This window comes from Pseudomonas alkylphenolica (assembly GCF_004025535.1).
GTDB classification, from domain to species: domain Bacteria; phylum Pseudomonadota; class Gammaproteobacteria; order Pseudomonadales; family Pseudomonadaceae; genus Aquipseudomonas; species Aquipseudomonas alkylphenolica_A.
In genome coordinates this window covers 144,943-163,173 of the sequence record NZ_QJRG01000042.1, presented here as the reverse complement: position 1 = coordinate 163,173, position 18,231 = coordinate 144,943, and the positions used below count along the sequence as shown (strand labels likewise).

The following is an 18,231-nucleotide window of genomic DNA, read 5'->3' as shown; positions in this document are numbered from 1 at the left end:
CGGCATTCACCTCGCAGCACGAACATCCTTGCGTCGGGCATGCAATTGTCTATCTCCACGGCGCAAGCTCCAAACAACCAGAGCACTGGCGCTGATCAAGGCGCCCAGCAGGCTGACAGCCATCCACCCCCATCGGGCATAGACCAGTGTCGCAGCAGCGGCACCCAATGCGCTCCCGATCGAGTAGAAGCACATGTAGGCGCCCACCAGGCGGCTGTGGGCGTCGGGCCGTGCGGCGAAGATGATGTGCTGATTGGTGACATGCACGGCCTGCACCGCGAAGTCGAGCAGGATCACGCCACCCACCAGTGCAACCAGTGAGGTCTCGGCAAACAGGATGGGCAGCCACGACAGCGTCAGCAGCCCTAATGCGATGCCGGTCACGCGTTGCCCCAAGCCCCGGTCGGCCCAGCGGCCGGCGCCTCTGGCCGCCAGCGCACCGGCGACACCCGCCAGGCCAAACAGGCCGATGGCCGTGTGCGAAAGCGACAGCGGCGGGGCGCTCAGGGGCAGTACCATGGCGGTCCACAGTATGGAAAACGCAGCGAAAATCAGCAACGCCAGCAGGCCGCGGGCGCGCAAGGTGGGCTCAGTGATGAACAGGGTGAACAGCGACCTGATCAGCGCCGGGTACGAGGCACGATGCCTGGGCTCTGTGGCGGCAGGCACCATTCTCCACAACACCATGGCGAGGGTCAGCATCAGCGCTGAAGACGCAAAGTAAACGGCACGCCAACTTGCAATGTCCGCAATCAGCCCTGCGGTAAATCGCGCCAGCAGGATGCCCAGAACGATGCCACTGGTCACGGTGCCCACGGCCTGCCCGCGTTGCGATGGTGTAGCCAGCGCCGCGGCAAAGGCCACCAGCACCTGAACGACCACGGCCAGCAAACCCACAACGGTCATGGCACCGAGCAGGGCCAGCCATTGTTGTGATGCACCGACTGCTGCCAGCGCACCGGCAGAGAGCACGACTTGCGTCAGGATCAGCCGTCTACGGTTGAGCAAATCACCGAGCGGAACGATGAACAGCAACCCCAGGGCGTAACCTGCCTGAGTCGCGGTCACCACCACCCCGATCATGGACGGGGCTACACCCAGGCTCTGCGCCATTGAGTCGAGCAAGGGTTGTGCGAAGTAAACGTTGGCGACGGCTAGCGCACAGGTGACAGAGAACAAAAACGTCAGCGACGCAGAAAGCCCCGGAGCTTGCTGACGGGGGCCGTGTTGGATAGCTGAGTCGGCATCGGCTGTCATGTACGCCTCCATGGCGCTAAACTGGTTTCAATTCAGAACTGGATTCATTGTTACGGTTTCTGGTTTCAAATTGCAACCACTTTACCCGGTCCGCTGCAAAGCGCTGGCGCATCAGTCGTCTGGAAGGTCAACACGATGGTCGAAGAAACTTCACTGCAACGTACGGAATGCCCGGTGGCCAGAACGCTTGAGGCAATCGGCGATCGCTGGTCGCTGATGATCATTCGTGACGCGTTTGATGGGATCCGCCGTTTCAGCGAATTTCAGAAGAGCCTGGGCGTGGCCAGGAATATTCTGGCAACACGGCTGAAAACACTGGTCGAGGTCGGCGTATTCGTCGTTCAACCGGCATCCGATGGCAGCGCCTACAAGGAGTACGTGCTGACGGAAAAAGGCCGGGAGGTGTTTCCGGTGGTCATCAGCCTGCGGCAGTGGGGCGAGCGCTTTTTGTTCCAGCCGGGCGAGGTACGTTCTGTGCTGTTGGACAATGCGTCGGGCCAGCCGCTGATGCCGCTGGAAGTTCGCTCATCAAGCGGTGAAAAGCTCGAGCCCGCGCAGTGCCACAGGGTGAGGTGCGTCGATGGCGGGCCCCTCGTCGCTGACTGACAAGGGGCCCGCTATTGCGTTCAACGAATGATCTTTTATCGCTCGTAACGACTGCCCGGTCGTTGCAGCCCTAGGTGATCGCGCAAGGTGGTGCCGCTGTATTCACGGCGGAACAGCCCGCGCTGTTGCAGCAGCGGCACCACACCCTCGACGAAGTCATCCAGCCCTTCGGGCAGGAACGGCGGCATGATGTTGAAGCCGTCGGCGGCCTCTTCAAGGAACCATTGCTCCAGCGTATCGGCGATAGTCTCGGGCGTGCCGATCACGGTGTGGTGCCCGCGGGCACCGGCGACCTTCAGGTACAGCTGGCGGATGCTGAGGTTCTCCCGGCGGGCCAGGTCGATGAACAACGCCTGGCGGCTTTGCATCGAGTTGCTCAGCGGCAACTCCGGCAACGGCCCGTCCAGGTCATAGCCGGACAGGTCGAAGCCACCGGCCATGCCCGCAAGCATCCCGAGCCCGACACGCGGCTCGATCAGGTCCTGCAGCTGTTGGTATTTATCTTCCGCTTCGCTTTGCGTGCGCCCGATCACCGGTGAAATCCCCGGCATGACTTTCAGTTGCTCCGGGCGCCGTCCGTAGCCGGCGAGGCGGCCTTTGACGTCGGCATAAAAGGCCTGGGCATTACCCAGCGTCTGCTGTGCGGTGAACACCACTTCGGCAGTGCGTGCCGCCAGTGCCTTGCCCGGTTCCGAAGAGCCCGCCTGAATCAGCACCGGGTAGCCCTGTGGCGTGCGTGGAATGTTCAGCGGCCCACGCACGCGATAGTGTTCGCCCTGGTGATTGAGTACGTGCAGCTTTTCGGGCTGAAAAAATACCCCGCTGGCTTTGTCGCGGACAAAGGCGTTGTCTTCGAAGCTGTCCCATAGCCCGGTCACCACGTCGATAAATTCTTCGGCACGCTGATAGCGGTCGCCGTGGTCGAAGTGCCTGTCGCGGCCAAAGTTCAACGCTTCCAGGTCGGTCGCCGAGGTCACCAGGTTCCAGCCGCTGCGGCCGTTGCTCAGGTGGTCGAGGGAGGCGAACTTGCGTGCCAGCAAATACGGCTCGTTGTAGCTGGTCGACACGGTCGAGACCAGGCCGATGCGCTCGGTTACAGCCGCCAGCCCCGAGAGCAGCACCAGCGGGTCGAAGACATCACCGGCGGTGGTGTACTGGCCGAGCTCCGGCGAGCCCATCAGCGCCAGGTTGTCGGCGAAGAATATCGCATCGAACTTGCCGCGCTCTGCAGTTTTCGCCAAGTGCCTGAAGTGCTGGAAATCCAGGCCACCGCCAGCCCACGCACGCGGGTGGCGCCACGCCGCCAGGTGATGGCCGCTGCTCATCAGAAACGCGCCAAGGCTCATTGTTTTAGCTGTCATACGCACCTCAGAAGTCATAACGCAAGGTCGCACCGGCAGTGCGGGGTTGGCCCGGGGAGGCGGTGTACAGGCCGTTGGAACCCGTGCCGACCGCCAGGTAATACTCTTTGTCGAAGGCGTTCTTGACCCAGAGTGAGGCGTCCAGCAAGCCGTCACCAACGTCAACACGAGCACCTACCGAGAAGTTAGCCAGGCCATAGCCGTCGATCTTCGCCAGGTCGGAGTTGTCCAGGGTGCCTTCGCTGTCGGAGCGATAGGCGTAGCTGCCGGTGGCATAGGGTTCGATGCCATTGATGCGCGGCCACTTGTATTCACCGTTGACGTTGCCGATCCAGCGCGAAGCACCGGCCACGCGTTCGCCGCTCAGGTCGCAGTTGGTCGCGCCGGGTGTTTCGGCGGGGCAGGGTGCGTCTTTGAACGAGAGGTAGGTGACATCGTTGAACGAGCCGTTGATGTTCAGGGTCAGGCCGCGCACCGGCACGGTGGTCGCCTCGAACTCGACGCCGCGCGAGCGCACCGTGCCGGCGTTGGTCAGCAGCTGGTAGCCGGTCAATGATCCTGGCGGTTGGTAGTAAGTGGTCGCCTGGTAGCCGTTCACGCCAGTCCAGAACACGTTGGCGTTAAGCTGCAGGCGCTGGTCGAACAACTGGCTTTTGATGCCCAGCTCGGCATCGTTGGCGCGCTCCGGGCCGACCAGCAGCGATTCTGCGCCGGCGCTGGGCGCGGAGCCGACCGCCAGGTTGACGCCACCGGATTTCTCGCCGTGAGACAGCGAGGCATAGCCGAGCACATCATCGTTGAAGTGGTAGCTCAGGCTGGCCAGAAACGACGGCGCGGCGTTGTGCATGTTGAGGTCGCCGGTGTCATAGGCGCCGACCTGGCTCTCGCGTATCGCATTGCCGTCGACCACGCCGGGAATCACCACCGCAGTACCGCCACCGGTGGGCGCAAAGCGCTGGACGTTGGCGGCTTTCTCTTCATAGGTGCCGCGTATGCCGGCGCTGAAATCCAGGCGCTCGCTCAGGTGCCAAGTTCCTTGGGCAAACAAGGCATAGCTCTCGGTGTCGATCTTGCCGTTGGTCTTGCTGTTGACGTTGTTGAGGGCGTTGAGGTTGACGCCGATCAGGTTGAGATCCGCCAGCGGGCCGAGGTTGGTGAAGATCCGGTTACCCAGGTCTTGCTTGAACGCGTAGGCGCCCACGACGTAGTCGAAGAACTCACCCTTGGGCGAGGCCAGGCGGACTTCCTGGGAGAACTGGCGGTCGTGCACTTCGTAGCCAAAGTCCTTGATCACCGGCACCTCAAGCTGGTCACCGTCGTTGGCAGGGTTGAAGTGCCAGCTGCGGTAGGCGCTGATCGAGGTCAGGGTGTAGCCGCCGGCCAGGTTCCAGTTGGCTTCGACGGAGCTGGCGTTCTGGTGCACGCTGACGTTCTGGCGGCCATCAATGTTGGTTTTGCCTTCTTGCGGGTGGGCGCCGACCAGCGCCGCGCGCCGCCAGAATTGCGGACCGGCGCCATAGATCACGCTGCTGCCGCTGCTGGAGTTCTCGGTGTTGTATTCGTTGATCCAGCGCAGGCTGAAATCCTCGTTCGGCTTGAACAGCAATTGCCCGCGCAGGCCTTCGCGCTCACCGCCCAGCAGGGTGCGGTCGTCATGGAGGTTGTTCAGGTAGCCGTCATCGCGGGTGCGGTAGAACGACAGCCGGCCGGCAACGGTATCGGTCAACGGCCCGGAGACACTGCCTTTGCCTTGAAAGTAGCCGTCTTGCCCGCCGGACACCTCGAAGCTGCGTTCCGGAGTGAAGGTGGGGCTGCGGGTGGTGATGTTCAGTACCCCGGCGGTGGTGTTCTTGCCGAACAGGGTGCCTTGCGGGCCGCGCAACAGCTCCAGCTGCTCGACGTCGAGCATGTCGAACGCAGCCATGCCGGGGCGGCCCAGGTAGACGTTGTCCAGGTAAATGCCGGCGCTGCCTTCCAGGCCGTCACTGGCCGGGTTGTTGCCGATCCCGCGCACGGCAAAGCTGGACACGCGAGCGTGGACGTAGGCGACGTTGACGCTGGGCAACGCCTGCTGGAGGTCCTGGATCTTGTAGATGCGCTGGCTTTCCAGATTCTCGCCACTGAGGGTGGTGATCGGCGTCGGTACGTCTTGCGACTGTTCTTCGCGGCGGCGAGCGGTGACGGTGACCTGCTCAAGGCGCGGGGTGGTGTCATCGACCTGGGCGGTGGTGGCAGGCGTGTTGGTTTCATCGGCGGCAAAACTCTGGGTTGTTGCGCACAGGACACCGGGCAGCGCCAGCCAGAGGGAAAAGCTCAGGGGCTTGAGGCGATGGGCCGTAGTGGCCGGGTAACGTAATAGCATGGACAGGGGGCTCCTCATTGCCGCGCGACGCGGTATGAGGGCCATGCTAGAGCGTGCGATGCCGGGAAAAGGGGCCTGCGCGGACAACCTATGGTCCGCGGCAGACACGCAATTCAGACCGCGATGGCGAATGCCTGGTCAAGCGCCGCAGGCGCAGGCAGTGACCGTGGCAGAAAGCGCTCGGGCAACGCTGGCACATCGTCACGGCGCCACTTGCCGGGGCTCTCGCCGGTCCAGCGGCGGAACGCGCGGTTGAAGCTGCTCGGCTCGTTGAACCCCAGGCGATAGCAGATCTCGTTGATCGAGCAGTCGGTCTGGCGCAGATAACTGAACGCCAGTTGCCGGCGGCAATCGTCGAGCAGTGCCTTGAAGCTTGTAGCGTGCTTGAGCAAGTACCGGTGCATGTTGCGCACACTCATGCCCAGTTCCTCCGCAACCCGGCTTTGCTGCACCTCGCCCAGCGGCAGGTAGCGAATGATGGCGCTGCGCACCTGTTGCGGCAGGTTGAGGCGTTGCTGGCGCTCCAGGTAATCGTTGAGCACACTGTCCAGCCCCTGGGCCACCGCCTGGTTGGCGGTGGTCAGGGGGGCATCGAGCCAGCGGCTGTTGTACTCGATGGCGTTTTCGCCGGCGTCGAAGCGTACCGGACAACCGAGCAAGCGTGCCCAGCGCTGCGGATCCTGCGGGGCAGGGCGAGCCAGGCGCACACCGTGCACGATCGGCAGGTCGACCCAGGTCTGGCGGGTGAAACGTACCGCACAGGCTATCGACGCCTCGGTGGCAACTTGCTCCACCTCGGCGCCGGCGGCCACCCCGTAGATCATCCGCGTGGTGTGCGGTCCACGCACCAGGCGCAGCGCCGCCGAGGTGGTGATCACCGGGGCGAAACGCACGCCGCGCTCCAGCGCCTCGATCACCGTCGCGCTGCTTTGCGCGGCGAAAAACAGGCCGTGAAAGTCGGTCGGGTAACTGTGCTGCGCCGCCAGCAGGCCGAAGCACTCGTCAGCGCTGACACGCTGCGCCGCCCGCCAGAACGCACTCATGGCCTGGAGGGCGATGCGCTGGTTGGGATCATGCAGGTTACAACGGCTGATACCGGCCTCGCGCAGCAGCGGGGCAGCGGCAATGCCCCGTGCTTCGAGCGTGCGGGCGATGACCTGGGCCCAGGTGGCAATGGTATCGATGGTAGGCATGGGGGTTCTCCGGCTCGCTCAGGTTTCGGTCCTCGGTGGGGCTCAGGCCAGGCCTTCGGCGCTCAGGGCCTGCGCCACCGATTCGTGCGCGCGGTAGCGGCCCAGAAACGCCTGCAGTGCCGGGAAATCCGCCAGCAATGCACCGGCGCGGGCACTCCAGCCGACGAACACGCCGAGGTAGATATCCGCCAGGGTGAAGCGGTTGCCCACCAGGTACGGCGTGGTTGCCAGGTGCGCTTCGATAGGCTTCAAGGCGTTCGCCAGCTGTTGCAAACCGCGCTGGCGGATGCCCGGAAACGCCGCTTCATCGGTGCTGAAACGCTCGGGGCGGTTGATCAGACGAAACGCGCCGACATGCACCTCGGTGGCCAGGTAACCGAGCCAGCTCTGAATCTGCGCGCGCTCCACCGAACCTGCCGGTGCGAACAAAGACGTGCCGGGTTTGAGGTCGGCCAGGTACGGCAGGATCGCTGTGTTTTCACTCAGCAGGGTGCGGTCATCCAGAAGCAGCGCGGGCACGCGGCCGGCCGGGTTGATCTGGCGATAGGGCGAATCCTCGCGATTGAGCAGCACCTGCTCGACGGTAATGGGCAATTGCAATTCACGCACGACAACGTGGGCGGCGAACGAGCAGGCACCTGGAGCAATGAACAGCGTGGTCATGTGAAATCCTTGTTATCAGCGGCTGGCTTGTGGGGATTGGGTGGCAGTGACTGGCTGTTGCAGGGCGGCATCGAGAAAGCGCGGGTCAGCCCACGGCTTTACCTCAAAACCCTTGCGGATCAATTTAGCTTCAAGTGCCAGATTTACACTGTGCTGCAGGTTGTCGAGGAACGGCGCGTCGAGTTGCGGCGCGAAAATTTTCACCAGCGACTGATCTTCAGCGTCGGTCTCGAGCAATTGCGCCGGGAAGCTGGCGAGTCGCGAAACCAGGTTGATATAGTCCTGCTTGTGGGCGTCGTTGCGCAGCCATTCAATGGCCGGCTGCTGCGCCTTGATCAGGCGGGCGACCAGTTCCGGGTGCGCATCGACAAAGGCGCCACGCCCCAGCAACACCGCCTGCATGCTGCCGGCGCCGTTCAGGTCGACGGTGGTCAGCGGCACTTCGGCCAGGCCGCGCGCCTTCAGGGCGATTACGTTGGCGCCGGCCCATGTTGCGTCGATCTGCTTGGCGGCCAATGCCGCGTTGGCGGCGTTGTAGTCGAGGTTGACCACCTTGAAGTCGCTCTCTTTCAGGCCCTGGTGGGCCAGCGCCGAAGCAAATGAAAGCTGGGTGGCGGTACCACGGAAAATGGCCACGCGCTTGCCTTTGAGGGCTTCGAATGTGGTGATGCCGGAACCCGGTTGCACCGCCAGGTAGAGTTTCACGTCACGGGCGACGGCACTGAGCAAACGGGTGTCCAGGCCACTGGCCTTGCCGATGATGGCCGGGAAGTCGCCGAGGTAGGCAAAGTCCTCCTGGCCATTGGCCAAGGCTTCGTTGATTGCCGGGCCGGCGCCTTTGAAAAAGTCCCAGCGTATCTTGATGCCGTCTTTGGCAAATTCCTTTTCCAGGTCCTGCCGCTCGCGCAGCACGTCGACAATCCCGGCCCCGCTGGGTGTCGGGCCGGCGCTGATGTCAGGCACGGCAATACGAATCTCTTTGACCGTATCCGCCCAGGCCAGGCTGGATACCAGTAACGCCGCCAGGGTAAGTGCTGCCTTGGGAAGGAATGATTTCGCTCGACTCATGCGGATGCTCCTGCAAATGCCAGCGGGGGTGCTGGATAGAGGACGCAGGTATAACGGGCTACAGTTTGAGAAATAAAATAATTAAAAAATTATTTTTAGTCGTTTTGGGTATATATGCGGAAGTACAAAGCCTGCGTGTGCAATGCCTGCAAGGCATAAAAATTATGCACGGCAGCGAGCGCTGGCAAATCAGCCCCGGCGTGGACTGACTGCCAGTATCGAGCGGTAATTTCTATCGTTTACGCCGCGTGACGCAGCAACTCGACCAGCTGCGCATGCAGGGCACGATCGCCACAGGCAATCACGGCGCCACCGTTGTGGGCCGGCGAGCCGTCCCAGGCGGTCATGACGCCGCCGGCGCCTTCGATGATCGGGATCAACGCCTGCACGTCGTAAGGTTGCAGGCTGGCCTCGATAATCACGTCAACGAAGCCCGAGGCCAGCATGCAGTAGGCATAGCAGTCGCCGCCAAAGCGCAGCAGTTGCGCCTGGGACGATACCGCGTCGAACGCCGCGCGTTGTTCTGGCTTGTCGAACATGTCCGGGGTGGTGCACATCAACCGTGCCGAGGCGAGGCCGGCGCAAGCGCGGGTCTTGAGCGCCGCGCCATTGCGCCAGGCACCCGCCGGCGTGCCGATGTAGCGTTCGCCGGTGAAAGGCTGGTTCATGACGCCCAATACCGGACGCTGACCATCATTCAGGGCGATCAGCGTGCCCCACAGCGGCAAACCGGTGATGAAGGCGCGCGTGCCGTCGATGGGGTCAAGCACCCAGGTCAGCTCGCTGCTGCCGACGGTGGCCGCTTCTTCTTCACCGAGAATGCCGTGGGTCGGGTAGCGCGCGCGGATCAACTCGCGCATGGCCCGTTCGGCGGCCTTGTCGGCCACGGTAACCGGGTCGAACAGGCGACTGCCTTTGTCCTCGACCTCCAGGGTGGCGCGAAAATACGGGGCAATGGCCTCGGCTGCGGCGTCCGCCAGTTGTTCGGCGAAGGCCTGGAATTCTGCGAGTTGATCTGCGGTCAGCGGCATCGAATGTGTCCTCGGGTCGGTGCAATGGCAGCGATCATAGCCGATGCGCAGCCCGCCCACGATTGGCGCCGGTGCAAAGTTGTCTCCTCAAGGGGACATCGATTTGTCGTGCAGCGCTTACAGTCCTCTGCAATTCCGAACGGCTCAGGCCAATAAACATAAAAACCGGAGATGCACTGCGATGCACACACCGCTCGCCGAGCCTCGTCGCTCAATCTATTTCGATTATCAGGTTTACCCTGCCCATACTGCCAGCGTGAACGCCGCACAGGTCGAGCGTCGCCCCGTGGTGATCGTCGGTGCCGGCCCCATCGGCCTGACCACGGCACTGGACCTGGCCCGCTATGGCATTCCGTCGATCGTGCTGGAGGCCGAACGCCAGGTCAGCGAAGGTAGTCGCGCGATCGTCTTCACTCGCCGCTCCCTGGAGATCCTCCAGCAGGTCGGTGTTGCCGAGCAGGTTACGGCGGCGGGGCTGGGCTGGCGTTTCGGCAACTCCTTCTACCGCAACCAGCGCGTGTTCCGCATGGAAGCGCCCCACGACGCGGACGACCGCTTTCCGCCGATGACCAACCTGCAACAGCCTTGCCTGGAGCAGTTCCTGGTCGACGCCTGCCAGGCCAACCCGTTGATCGAGTTGCGCTGGGGCAACAAGGTCACTGCACTGGTTCAAGCCGGCGACTACGCGACGCTGGACATCGATACGCCGGTCGGTGACTACAGGCTCGAAGCCAACTGGGTGATTGCCGCCGACGGTGCGCGCTCGGCCATTCGCGGGCTGCTCGGCTTGCAACTGGAAGGCGCCGCCTATGAAGGGCGCTTTGTGATTGCCGACATCAAGATCGAACTCGACTTGCCCACCGAGCGCCTGGCCTACTTCGACCCGAACTGGAACCCGGGCAACACCGTGCTCATGCACCGGGAACCGGGCAACATCTGGCGCATCGACTATCAGTTGCCGCGCGACGAAACGCCGGAGCAGGCATTGTCTGCCGACTCCCTGCGCGAGCGCATCAATGCCCAGCTGGCCATCGTCGGGGTACAGAACCCGCAATGGGAACTGGACTGGTGCTCGGTATACTCGGCGCGGGCGCTCACCCTGCCGAAATACATCCACGATCGGGTGATTTTTACCGGTGATGCCGCGCACTTGTTGCCGATCTTCGGCGTTCGTGGGGCCAATACCGGTTTTCAGGACTGCCATGACCTGGGCTGGAAACTGGCCCTGACCATCAAGGGCGTAGCCGGTCCCGGCCTGCTGGCTTCCTACAGCGCGGAGCGGGTAGGGGCCGCGCGCGAGATCATTGCCGAAGCCGGTAAAAGCACGCGCTTCATGACGCCGCCAACGCCGGGCCATTGCCTGGTGCGCGATGCGGTGCTGTCGCTGTCACTGACCCAGGAATTTGTGCGTCCCCTGTATCACTGGCGCACCTCCCGGCCCCATGACTACGTTGACTCGGCGCTTAACTGCAAGGGTGACGACAACGGCCTGTACACCAGCGGCCCTCACCAGGGCGCACCGCTGTTGAACATTCGACTTGGCGATGACCAGTTCCTTTTCGACTGCCTGGGCGCGTCGTTCTACCTGCTGTATTTCACCGATGCCAATGAGGTGCCGGGTGACATTCAGGCGCAGGTGCAAGCGTTGCGCGAGCAGGGTGTGCCGCTGCAGGTACTGGCGGTGACCGGCAATCGGCAAGGCGCAATCAGCGGTGCGGATGGAGTGATCGACGACCACAGCGGTCACCTGCGCAGCAAATACGGCGCGAGAGCGGGCAGTGCCTATCTGGTGCGGCCGGACCAGCACGTGTGCGCACGCTGGCAGCAACTCGGCGGCCAGGCACTGCGCGCGGCCATCGTAACGGCCCTGGGCAATGAGTGAGGACAACCGCATGGACAATAAACAACTGACCATCACCGATCTTGAAACGGTTTACGACCAACTCGCCGACGCGCTGGATCAGGCCGCTGAAGGCAAGCGCGAACTGTTTCTTGTGAAGCTGGCGCTGCTCAGTGCCCAGGCCCTGGGCGATGCCGAGCAGTTCATGACGTTGACCCGTACCGCGTTGCTCGACCTGTAATCAACAGACTGCCTTATGTGCAATTGCCACCGGCTTGGACAACCAGGCCGGTGCGCCTACCTATAACAATAATCAGGAAGTCCCCAATGACTCGCAGCCCCCTTGTCAGTGCTGCCACCTCGAGCGTGGACGGTGCGCAAGATCGCTACCAGCAGGTGTGCAAGAAGGTCTCGAAAAGGCTGATCGGCTTTTTGTTTGTCTGCTTTGTGCTGTCGTTTCTGGACCGCATCAACATCGGCTTCGCCGGCCTGACGATGATGGGCGACCTGGGCTTGAGCGGCACCCAGTTCGGTCTGGCCAGCACCTTTTTCTACGTCGCCTACATTGCCTGTGGCATCCCCAGCAACATGGCCCTGGCACGTATCGGCGCACGGCGCTGGATCGGCAGCCTGATGATTGCCTGGGGCCTGGCTTCCACCTGCACGCTGTTTGCCACCGATGCCACCTCGCTCTACCTGTTGCGTATTCTGGTCGGGGTGACCGAGGCAGGGTTTCTGCCCGGCGTGCTGCTGTACCTGACTTTCTGGTTCCCGACGGCCTACCGGGCCCGGGCCAATGCGCTGTTCATGATCGCCATGCCCTTCACGGCGGGCTTCAGTGCCGCGCTGTCGGGCCTGATTCTGGGGCTGGACGGCGTGTGGGGGTTGAAGGGCTGGCAATGGTTGTTCCTGCTCGAAGGCCTGCCTTCGGTGCTGATGGGCTGCGTTGTGTTTGGTTACCTGGATGACCGCCCGCAACAGGCGAAGTGGCTCGATAACGAAGAAAAAGCGTTGCTGCAAACGGCGCTGGATAACGATCGGCAGGCGTCAGCGCCAAGTACTGCGCAGCCTGCGCGCAGTGTCTGGGCCGAACTGGCTTCACCGCAAATCCTGCTGTTCTGCCTGGTGTATTTTTGCCTGGTCAACACCCTGGCAATGATCGCAGTGTGGACGCCACTGATCGTCAAAAGCTTCAACACCGGGAGCAGTAACGCATCGATCGGTCTTCTGGCCGCCATTCCGCAAGTCTGCACCATCATTCTCATGGTCGTCTGGGGCCTGCACTCGGACCGTACCCGTGAGCGTCGCTGGCACCTGGTGCTGCCGATGCTGCTGGCAGCGGCAGGCTGGGTATTTACCGCGCTCTCGAACGTTGCCGTGGTGCAACTGCTGGGCGTGTGCATGGCGGCCAGCGGCTCCTACAGCGCCATGTCGATCTTCTGGACCACACCGGACCAGGCCTTGAGTTTGCGTGCACGTGCCGTGGGCATTGCAGTGATCAATGCGGTGGGCAATATCGGCTCGGCCGTCAATCCGCTGGTGATCGGCTGGCTGAAAGACCTGACCTCAAACTTCGGCTCGGGTTTTGTCTACGCGGCCGTGTTGATGATCGTCGGGGCGCTGTTGGCGCTGCGACTGCCCATCGCCGGGCCAGAGACTTCGCGCTGAACGATGATAAAGTGCCGGGCAGGTGGCAATCACCACACCACCTGCGCCCGACACCCGGAGAGAACCTGTCATGCAGTACTGGCCCTTGCGTCCCGGCAGCAGCGAACACAGCCTCAACCTCGGCCACACCGCCAACCTGCTGGCCAGGATCGGGGTGAACCGCAGCCGGTTTCTGGCCGCCGATCTGCTGCAGGTTATCGGCCCGGGTGTACCCCTGGCGCAGTGCACCATCTTTGCCTACCCAAAGCGGCGCAACCCGGAGGTGTTCTCCTTCGCGGACCGGGCGCGGGAAGTGTCGCTGCCGGTGATTTCCAACAAATATGTGCAGCGCTTCTTTGGCCTGGATGGCAACCAGCAGGCCATGAACCAGAGCAGCGCCGTGCACAACACCATCGTCCAGCGCCAGTCCATCGATGACATTGCCCATGGCGAGTACCGGCGCATCTGCTACGAACAGCCACAGATTTCCGAGCGGGTGGCCTTGCTTACCCATTGCGAAAGCAACCGCTGGCTGTCGGTGAACTTCTACCGGGGCCGCGAACACGGACGCTTCTCGGAACGTGAAGTGAACTACCTGGAAACCCTCGCGCCGCTGCTGATCCAGGCCGTGCGCCTGCACTACCACGCCTACGTGCAGGCTAACGAGATGCCGCTGTTGCTCGCCGAGCGGGTGATCAGGCAGCAGCACGTGGAGCTGACCTTGCGCGAACAGGAGTTGTTGCGCCTGATGCTCAGCGGCCTGGAGGTTGACGACATCGCCGAACACCTGGGCGTTCGCCCGGTCAGCGCTGCCACCTACGTCAAACGCCTGTACCGCAAGCTGGGCATCAATGGTTTGCGTGAGTTGTTCGGGCTGGCCACGCGGGCCGAGTGGGCCTGACCACGGAAAGTACAATTTTCCGTCCGGAACGTGCATTTTTCATCGCGGCCTGGCTACGCATACTGACCCGGTAAACAGGACGGATCGCCGTTACTCCCTGCGCCGCAAGCGACAACGGTGCGCGGGGCTGCACGGGATTTGCAGACGCCACAATAACAAGAGTCACGCCATGAAAAAGCCAAACCCTCTGCTCGAAGACCTCAAGCCCCTGCTGCCTGCCATTGCCGCCAAAGCGTTCCAGGCCGAGCAGGATCGAACCGTGCCTGCCGAGAACATCGCGCTGCTGAAAAGCATCGGCATGCACCGCGCCTTCCAGCCAAAAGCCTTCGGCGGGATGGAAATTTCCCTGCCGCAGTTCGCCGACTGCATTGCCTTGCTGGCAGGCGCTTGCGCCAGCACCGCCTGGGCCATGAGTCTGCTCTGCACCCACAGCCATCAACTGGCAATGTTCGCCGCCAGCGCCCAGCAGGAAATCTGGGGCGACAACCCGGATGCCACCGCCAGTAGCAGCATCGCCCCCTTCGGCCGCACCGAAGAGGTGGAGGGCGGGGTGATGTTCAGTGGCGAGATGGGCTGGAGCAGCGGTTGCGATCACGCCGAGTGGGCCATCGTCGGTTTTCGCCGCCCCAACGCTGAAGGCACCCAGGACTATTGCTTTGCCGTGCTGCCCCGTCGCGACTACGAAATCCGCGATGACTGGTACGCCGTCGGCATGCGTGGCAGTGGCAGCAAAACCCTGATCATCGACCAGGCTTTCGTGCCCGAACACCGCATCCAGAAAGCCAAGGACATGATGGAAGGCAAGTCGGCCGGGTTTGGCCTGTACCCCGACAGCAAGATTTTCTATTCGCCTTACCGGCCGTATTTCGCCAGCGGCTTCGCCACCGTCAGCCTCGGTGTAGCAGAGCGCATGCTCGAGGTGTTCCGCGAAAAAACCAGGAACCGCGTGCGCGCCTACACCGGCGCTGCGGTCGGTGCGGCGACGCCGGCGCTGATGCGCCTGGCCGAATCCACCCATCAGGTGGCGGCCGCGCGCGCCTTCCTGGAGAAAACCTGGCAGGAGCACGCCGAGCATGGCGAGCGCCACCAATACCCGAGCCGGGAAACCCTGGCGTTCTGGCGAACCAACCAGGGTTACGCGACCAAAATGTGCATCCAGGCGGTGGATCGCCTCATGGAGGCAGCCGGCGGTGGTGCCTGGTTCGAAACCAACGAACTGCAACGGCTGTTCCGCGACGCGCACCTCACCGGCGCCCATGCCTATACCGACTATGACGTTTGCGCGCAGATCCTCGGCCGTGAGCTGATGGGCCTGGAGCCTGATCCGACGATGGTCTGATCTGCTGATACGCTCAATCCTGTGCCTATAACAATAACTGCGGCCTTCAGCGAAGGCCCAGGAGTCTTGCATGTCTACTGCTTTGGATACCCGCGCGTTTCGCCGCGCCCTGGGCAACTTTGCCACCGGCGTCACGGTGGTGACCGCCGCGAGCGCGGATGGCCGCAAGGTCGGCGTCACGGCCAACAGTTTCAACTCGGTGTCGCTGGAGCCGCCGCTGATTCTCTGGAGTATCGACAAGCGCTCCAGCAGCCACGAGGTATTTGAAGCCGCCAGTCACTTTGCGGTGAATGTGCTGGCGGCCGATCAGATTGACCTGTCGAACAATTTTGCCAAGCCCAAAGATGATCGGTTCGCAGGCATTGAGTTCGAGGTGGGCGAGGGCGGTGCGCCGCTGCTTGTCGACTGCGCCGCACGTTTTCACTGTGAAAAGTACCAGCAGGTCGACGGTGGCGATCACTGGATCATGATCGGCAAGGTGGTAGCCTTTGATGATTGCGGGCGCTCGCCGTTGCTCTATCACCAGGGTGCCTATTCCATGGTCTTGCCGCACACGCGCATGACCCGCCGCGAAGAAGGCCAGCCGCCCAGCAGCCATTTCCAGGGCCGCCTGAGCCATAACCTGTATTACCTGATGACCCAGGCACTGCGCACCTATCAGGCGAGTTACCAGCCGCGTCAGTTGTCCACCGGGCTGCGTACCAGCGAAGCACGCATGCTGATGGTGCTGGAAAACGATGCGGGCCTGAACATGACTGACCTGCAGCGCGAAGTGGCGATGCCGGCGCGGGAAATTGTCGAGGCGGTTGCCAACCTCAAGCGCAAGGGCCTGCTCACTGACGAAGGGGATCGGGTGCGGCTCACCGTCAAGGGCATCGATGAAACCGAAGGCCTGTGGACGATTGCCCATGAGCAGCAGCAAAAAGTGTTCGCCCAGTTTGACGCGGCGCAGATCGAGGCGTTCAAAGCGGTGCTAAAGGGTGTGATTCAAGGGGCTTGATGGGGCGAGGGATGAGCGTCAATTGCATCGGTATTGAAGAAAACAGGCAAGCCACTGGCAACTGCCAGTGGCTTGCCTTGATGTCATCAGGCATCAGTAAGAGCGCTAGGGCGTGACGATCGGGAACCAGAAATCGAAGTTGTCCATGTAGCTCATCAACTCCTCAAGCTTGCCCTCGTTGCCGTTCACCTTCACGTCGCCTTTGCTGACAGCGTCCTTGAGCGTGGTCTGCTTGAGCATGATGTTGTTCAAGGTGTCACGGGTCAGCGTGATGGTCGCGTCGGCGTCCTTCGCTTGCGCGCCCTCGGTGTGGTTGAGTACACCGTTGACCATCTCCAGGGTGTACTTCTGCTTCAGGTCAGTGAAGTCCAGGTTCAAGGTGATGTGCTTGTCGCCCACCTCAGGCCCTTTCAGACGCATGGCCAGGAAGTCGAAGAACAGGTCCAGGTCCATCGCCTTGACGGTGTCGGGGCTGGCGGTGTCCGGTGTTGGCAGCTTCTGCACGCCATTGCGCAACTCTTGCGCACCGGTCAGGTAGAAGTTGCGCCACGGTCCGCTCTCGGCCTGGTACCCCAGTTGCTCCAGGGTGTCGGCTTGCAGGTTCTTCGCCGCCTGGTTGTTCGGGTCGGCGAACACCACATGGTTGACCACTTCGGCCACCCAGCGGTAGTCACCCTTGTCGTAGTATTCCTTGGCCTTTTTCAGCACGGCATCGGCGCCGCCCATCATGTCGACATAGCGTTTGGCCTGTTCATCCGGTGGCAGCTCCCACAGGGTTGCCGGGTTGCCGATAAACCAGCCCAGGTGCAGCACATAGGTGGCCTTGACGTTGTGGTTCAGCGAGCCGTAGTAGCCACGGTTGGAGAAGCGGTCGGCAATCGACTTGGGCAGTTTCACCTGTTCGGCGATTTCGGTCATGGTGTACCCCTTGTTGGCCAGACGCAGGGTTTCATCGTTGATGTAGCGGTACATGTCGCGTTGCGACGACAGCTGATCCTTGACTTCCTTGTTGCCCCAGACCGGCCAGTGGTGCATTGCGTACATCACCTGGACGTCGTCGCCCCACATCTTCAGCGCTTCGTTGAGGTACTTGGACCACGGCAGCGGCTCGCGAATTTTCGCGCCGCGCAGCGAGTAGGTGTTGTGCATGGTGTGGGTGGAGTCTTCGGCCGTGTTCAGGGCCTTTTTTTCCTTGATGTAGTAGAGCATCTCGGCCGGCGCTTCGCTGCCCGGCGCGTAGAGGAACTCATAGGTGAGGCCGTCGATGACATGCTTCTCGCCGGTCTTCTCGATGATGTCGGTTGGCGGGATGAGGGTGACGGTACCGGCCGAAGTGGTGGTGCCCAGACCGGCGCCCAGTTGACCGGTCTCGTTCGGCGGCAGCAGGTTGCCGTACATGTAGCTGGCGCGACGGCTCATGGCTGTACCGGCCATGACGTTCTCGGCTACCGCATGCTCGAGGAAGCCTTTTGGTGCGTAGACCTTGACCTTGCCGGCCTTGACGTCTTCTTCATTGATCACGCCGCGTACGCCACCGTAGTGGTCAACGTGACTGTGGGTGTAGATCACCGCGACCACGGGCTTTTTCGGCCGGTGTTTGTAGTAGAGATCGAGTGCTGCCTTGGCGGTTTCGCTGGAGATCAGCGGGTCGAAGATGGTGATGCCTTCCTTGCCTTCGACGATGGTCATGTTCGACAGGTCGTAGTTGCGCACCTGGTAGATGCCATCGGTGACTTCGAACAGTCCGGAGATGTTGATCAGCTGCGATTGGCGCCACAGGCTGGGGTTGGTGCTGGCCGGTGCGGTTTCGCCTTCCTTGATGAAACCGTACTTGTTCGGGTCCCAGATCATGTTGCCGTTCGGGCCCTTGATCGGCTCGGAGGGCAATGGGGCGATAAAGCCTTTGTGCGCCAGCTCGAACGAAGTCTTGTCGTTGAACGGCAGCTCTTTGAGCAGTGCATCG

The 18,231-nt window shown here is 62.3% G+C and carries 15 protein-coding genes; 7 read left to right on the top strand and 8 right to left on the bottom strand.

Annotated features, from left to right (window positions below):
* Positions 1–6: 6 nt before the first annotated feature.
* Positions 7–1,257: an MFS transporter gene (locus DM813_RS11995; protein WP_128323608.1), complete on the bottom strand. Its 1,251-nt coding sequence runs from the start codon at positions 1,255–1,257 to the stop codon at positions 7–9.
* Positions 1,258–1,392: 135 nt separating this feature from the next.
* Here DM813_RS11995 and DM813_RS11990 point away from each other — a divergent pair, with 135 nt between their 5' ends.
* Positions 1,393–1,863, top strand: coding sequence for a winged helix-turn-helix transcriptional regulator (locus DM813_RS11990; RefSeq protein WP_128323607.1), 471 nt, complete (start codon positions 1,393–1,395; stop codon positions 1,861–1,863).
* A gap of 35 nt (positions 1,864–1,898) precedes the next feature.
* Here the strand turns inward: DM813_RS11990 and DM813_RS11985 are convergent, their stop codons facing one another.
* The 6 genes from DM813_RS11985 to hisN form a co-directional block, all read right to left on the bottom strand.
* Positions 1,899–3,224, bottom strand: a complete 1,326-nt coding sequence (locus DM813_RS11985) for an LLM class flavin-dependent oxidoreductase (RefSeq protein WP_128323606.1) — start codon at positions 3,222–3,224, stop codon at positions 1,899–1,901.
* Positions 3,225–3,231: 7 nt separating this feature from the next.
* The gene (locus DM813_RS11980; RefSeq protein ID WP_128323605.1) at positions 3,232–5,586 is read right to left on the bottom strand and encodes a TonB-dependent receptor; all 2,355 of its coding nucleotides are present in this window, start codon (positions 5,584–5,586) and stop codon (positions 3,232–3,234) included.
* Positions 5,587–5,699: 113 nt separating this feature from the next.
* Positions 5,700–6,779: an AraC family transcriptional regulator gene (locus tag DM813_RS11975; protein ID WP_128323604.1), complete on the bottom strand. Its 1,080-nt coding sequence runs from the start codon at positions 6,777–6,779 to the stop codon at positions 5,700–5,702.
* A gap of 42 nt (positions 6,780–6,821) precedes the next feature.
* Positions 6,822–7,442 (bottom strand): glutathione S-transferase C-terminal domain-containing protein, encoded by a 621-nt coding sequence (locus tag DM813_RS11970; protein ID WP_128323603.1) that lies wholly within the window; start codon positions 7,440–7,442, stop codon positions 6,822–6,824.
* Between the two features lie 15 nt (positions 7,443–7,457).
* On the bottom strand, positions 7,458–8,510 hold the full coding sequence (locus DM813_RS11965) for an ABC transporter substrate-binding protein (protein ID WP_128323602.1): 1,053 nt from the start codon (positions 8,508–8,510) through the stop codon (positions 7,458–7,460).
* Positions 8,511–8,749: 239 nt separating this feature from the next.
* Positions 8,750–9,541, bottom strand: coding sequence for a histidinol-phosphatase (gene hisN, locus DM813_RS11960; protein ID WP_128323601.1), 792 nt, complete (start codon positions 9,539–9,541; stop codon positions 8,750–8,752).
* A 181-nt stretch (positions 9,542–9,722) separates the two neighbouring features.
* Between hisN and DM813_RS11955 the strand changes: the two genes are divergently transcribed.
* From DM813_RS11955 to DM813_RS11930, 6 genes are all read left to right on the top strand, one after another.
* Positions 9,723–11,423 (top strand): FAD-dependent monooxygenase, encoded by a 1,701-nt coding sequence (locus DM813_RS11955; RefSeq protein WP_128323600.1) that lies wholly within the window; start codon positions 9,723–9,725, stop codon positions 11,421–11,423.
* A 10-nt stretch (positions 11,424–11,433) separates the two neighbouring features.
* Entirely contained in the window at positions 11,434–11,622 is a 189-nt protein-coding gene (locus tag DM813_RS11950; RefSeq protein ID WP_206617379.1) for a DUF2783 domain-containing protein, read from the top strand.
* Positions 11,623–11,708: 86 nt separating this feature from the next.
* A complete protein-coding gene (locus DM813_RS11945) occupies positions 11,709–13,049 on the top strand; it encodes an MFS transporter (RefSeq protein ID WP_128323598.1) in 1,341 nt (446 codons plus the stop codon).
* A 70-nt stretch (positions 13,050–13,119) separates the two neighbouring features.
* Entirely contained in the window at positions 13,120–13,929 is an 810-nt protein-coding gene (locus tag DM813_RS11940) for a helix-turn-helix transcriptional regulator (protein WP_128323597.1), read from the top strand.
* 169 nt (positions 13,930–14,098) lie between these two features.
* The gene (locus tag DM813_RS11935; RefSeq protein ID WP_128323596.1) at positions 14,099–15,268 is read left to right on the top strand and encodes a p-hydroxyphenylacetate 3-hydroxylase oxygenase component; all 1,170 of its coding nucleotides are present in this window, start codon (positions 14,099–14,101) and stop codon (positions 15,266–15,268) included.
* A 70-nt stretch (positions 15,269–15,338) separates the two neighbouring features.
* Entirely contained in the window at positions 15,339–16,268 is a 930-nt protein-coding gene (locus DM813_RS11930) for a p-hydroxyphenylacetate 3-hydroxylase reductase component (protein WP_128323595.1), read from the top strand.
* 105 nt (positions 16,269–16,373) lie between these two features.
* Here DM813_RS11930 and DM813_RS11925 read toward each other — a convergent pair whose 3' ends face one another.
* Complete coding sequence (locus DM813_RS11925) at positions 16,374–18,119, bottom strand: alkyl/aryl-sulfatase (RefSeq protein ID WP_241653167.1); 1,746 nt, start codon at positions 18,117–18,119, stop codon at positions 16,374–16,376.
* Between the last annotated feature and the right edge of the window lie 112 nt (positions 18,120–18,231).

What these genes read in the sequence shown, in the direction of transcription:
- DM813_RS11995 (WP_128323608.1), bottom strand. Translation starts at nt 1,257, where the DNA reads ATGACAGCCGATGCCGACTCAGCTATCCAACACGGCCCCCGTCAGCAA.
- DM813_RS11990 (WP_128323607.1), top strand. Translation starts at nt 1,393, where the DNA reads ATGGTCGAAGAAACTTCACTGCAACGTACGGAATGCCCGGTGGCCAGA.
- DM813_RS11985 (WP_128323606.1), bottom strand. Translation starts at nt 3,224, where the DNA reads ATGACAGCTAAAACAATGAGCCTTGGCGCGTTTCTGATGAGCAGCGGC.
- DM813_RS11980 (WP_128323605.1), bottom strand. Translation starts at nt 5,586, where the DNA reads ATGCTATTACGTTACCCGGCCACTACGGCCCATCGCCTCAAGCCCCTG.
- DM813_RS11975 (WP_128323604.1), bottom strand. Translation starts at nt 6,779, where the DNA reads ATGCCTACCATCGATACCATTGCCACCTGGGCCCAGGTCATCGCCCGC.
- DM813_RS11970 (WP_128323603.1), bottom strand. Translation starts at nt 7,442, where the DNA reads ATGACCACGCTGTTCATTGCTCCAGGTGCCTGCTCGTTCGCCGCCCAC.
- DM813_RS11965 (WP_128323602.1), bottom strand. Translation starts at nt 8,510, where the DNA reads ATGAGTCGAGCGAAATCATTCCTTCCCAAGGCAGCACTTACCCTGGCG.
- hisN (WP_128323601.1), bottom strand. Translation starts at nt 9,541, where the DNA reads ATGCCGCTGACCGCAGATCAACTCGCAGAATTCCAGGCCTTCGCCGAA.
- DM813_RS11955 (WP_128323600.1), top strand. Translation starts at nt 9,723, where the DNA reads ATGCACACACCGCTCGCCGAGCCTCGTCGCTCAATCTATTTCGATTAT.
- DM813_RS11950 (WP_206617379.1), top strand. Translation starts at nt 11,434, where the DNA reads ATGGACAATAAACAACTGACCATCACCGATCTTGAAACGGTTTACGAC.
- DM813_RS11945 (WP_128323598.1), top strand. Translation starts at nt 11,709, where the DNA reads ATGACTCGCAGCCCCCTTGTCAGTGCTGCCACCTCGAGCGTGGACGGT.
- DM813_RS11940 (WP_128323597.1), top strand. Translation starts at nt 13,120, where the DNA reads ATGCAGTACTGGCCCTTGCGTCCCGGCAGCAGCGAACACAGCCTCAAC.
- DM813_RS11935 (WP_128323596.1), top strand. Translation starts at nt 14,099, where the DNA reads ATGAAAAAGCCAAACCCTCTGCTCGAAGACCTCAAGCCCCTGCTGCCT.
- DM813_RS11930 (WP_128323595.1), top strand. Translation starts at nt 15,339, where the DNA reads ATGTCTACTGCTTTGGATACCCGCGCGTTTCGCCGCGCCCTGGGCAAC.
- DM813_RS11925 (WP_241653167.1), bottom strand. Translation starts at nt 18,119, where the DNA reads ATGATCTGGGACCCGAACAAGTACGGTTTCATCAAGGAAGGCGAAACC.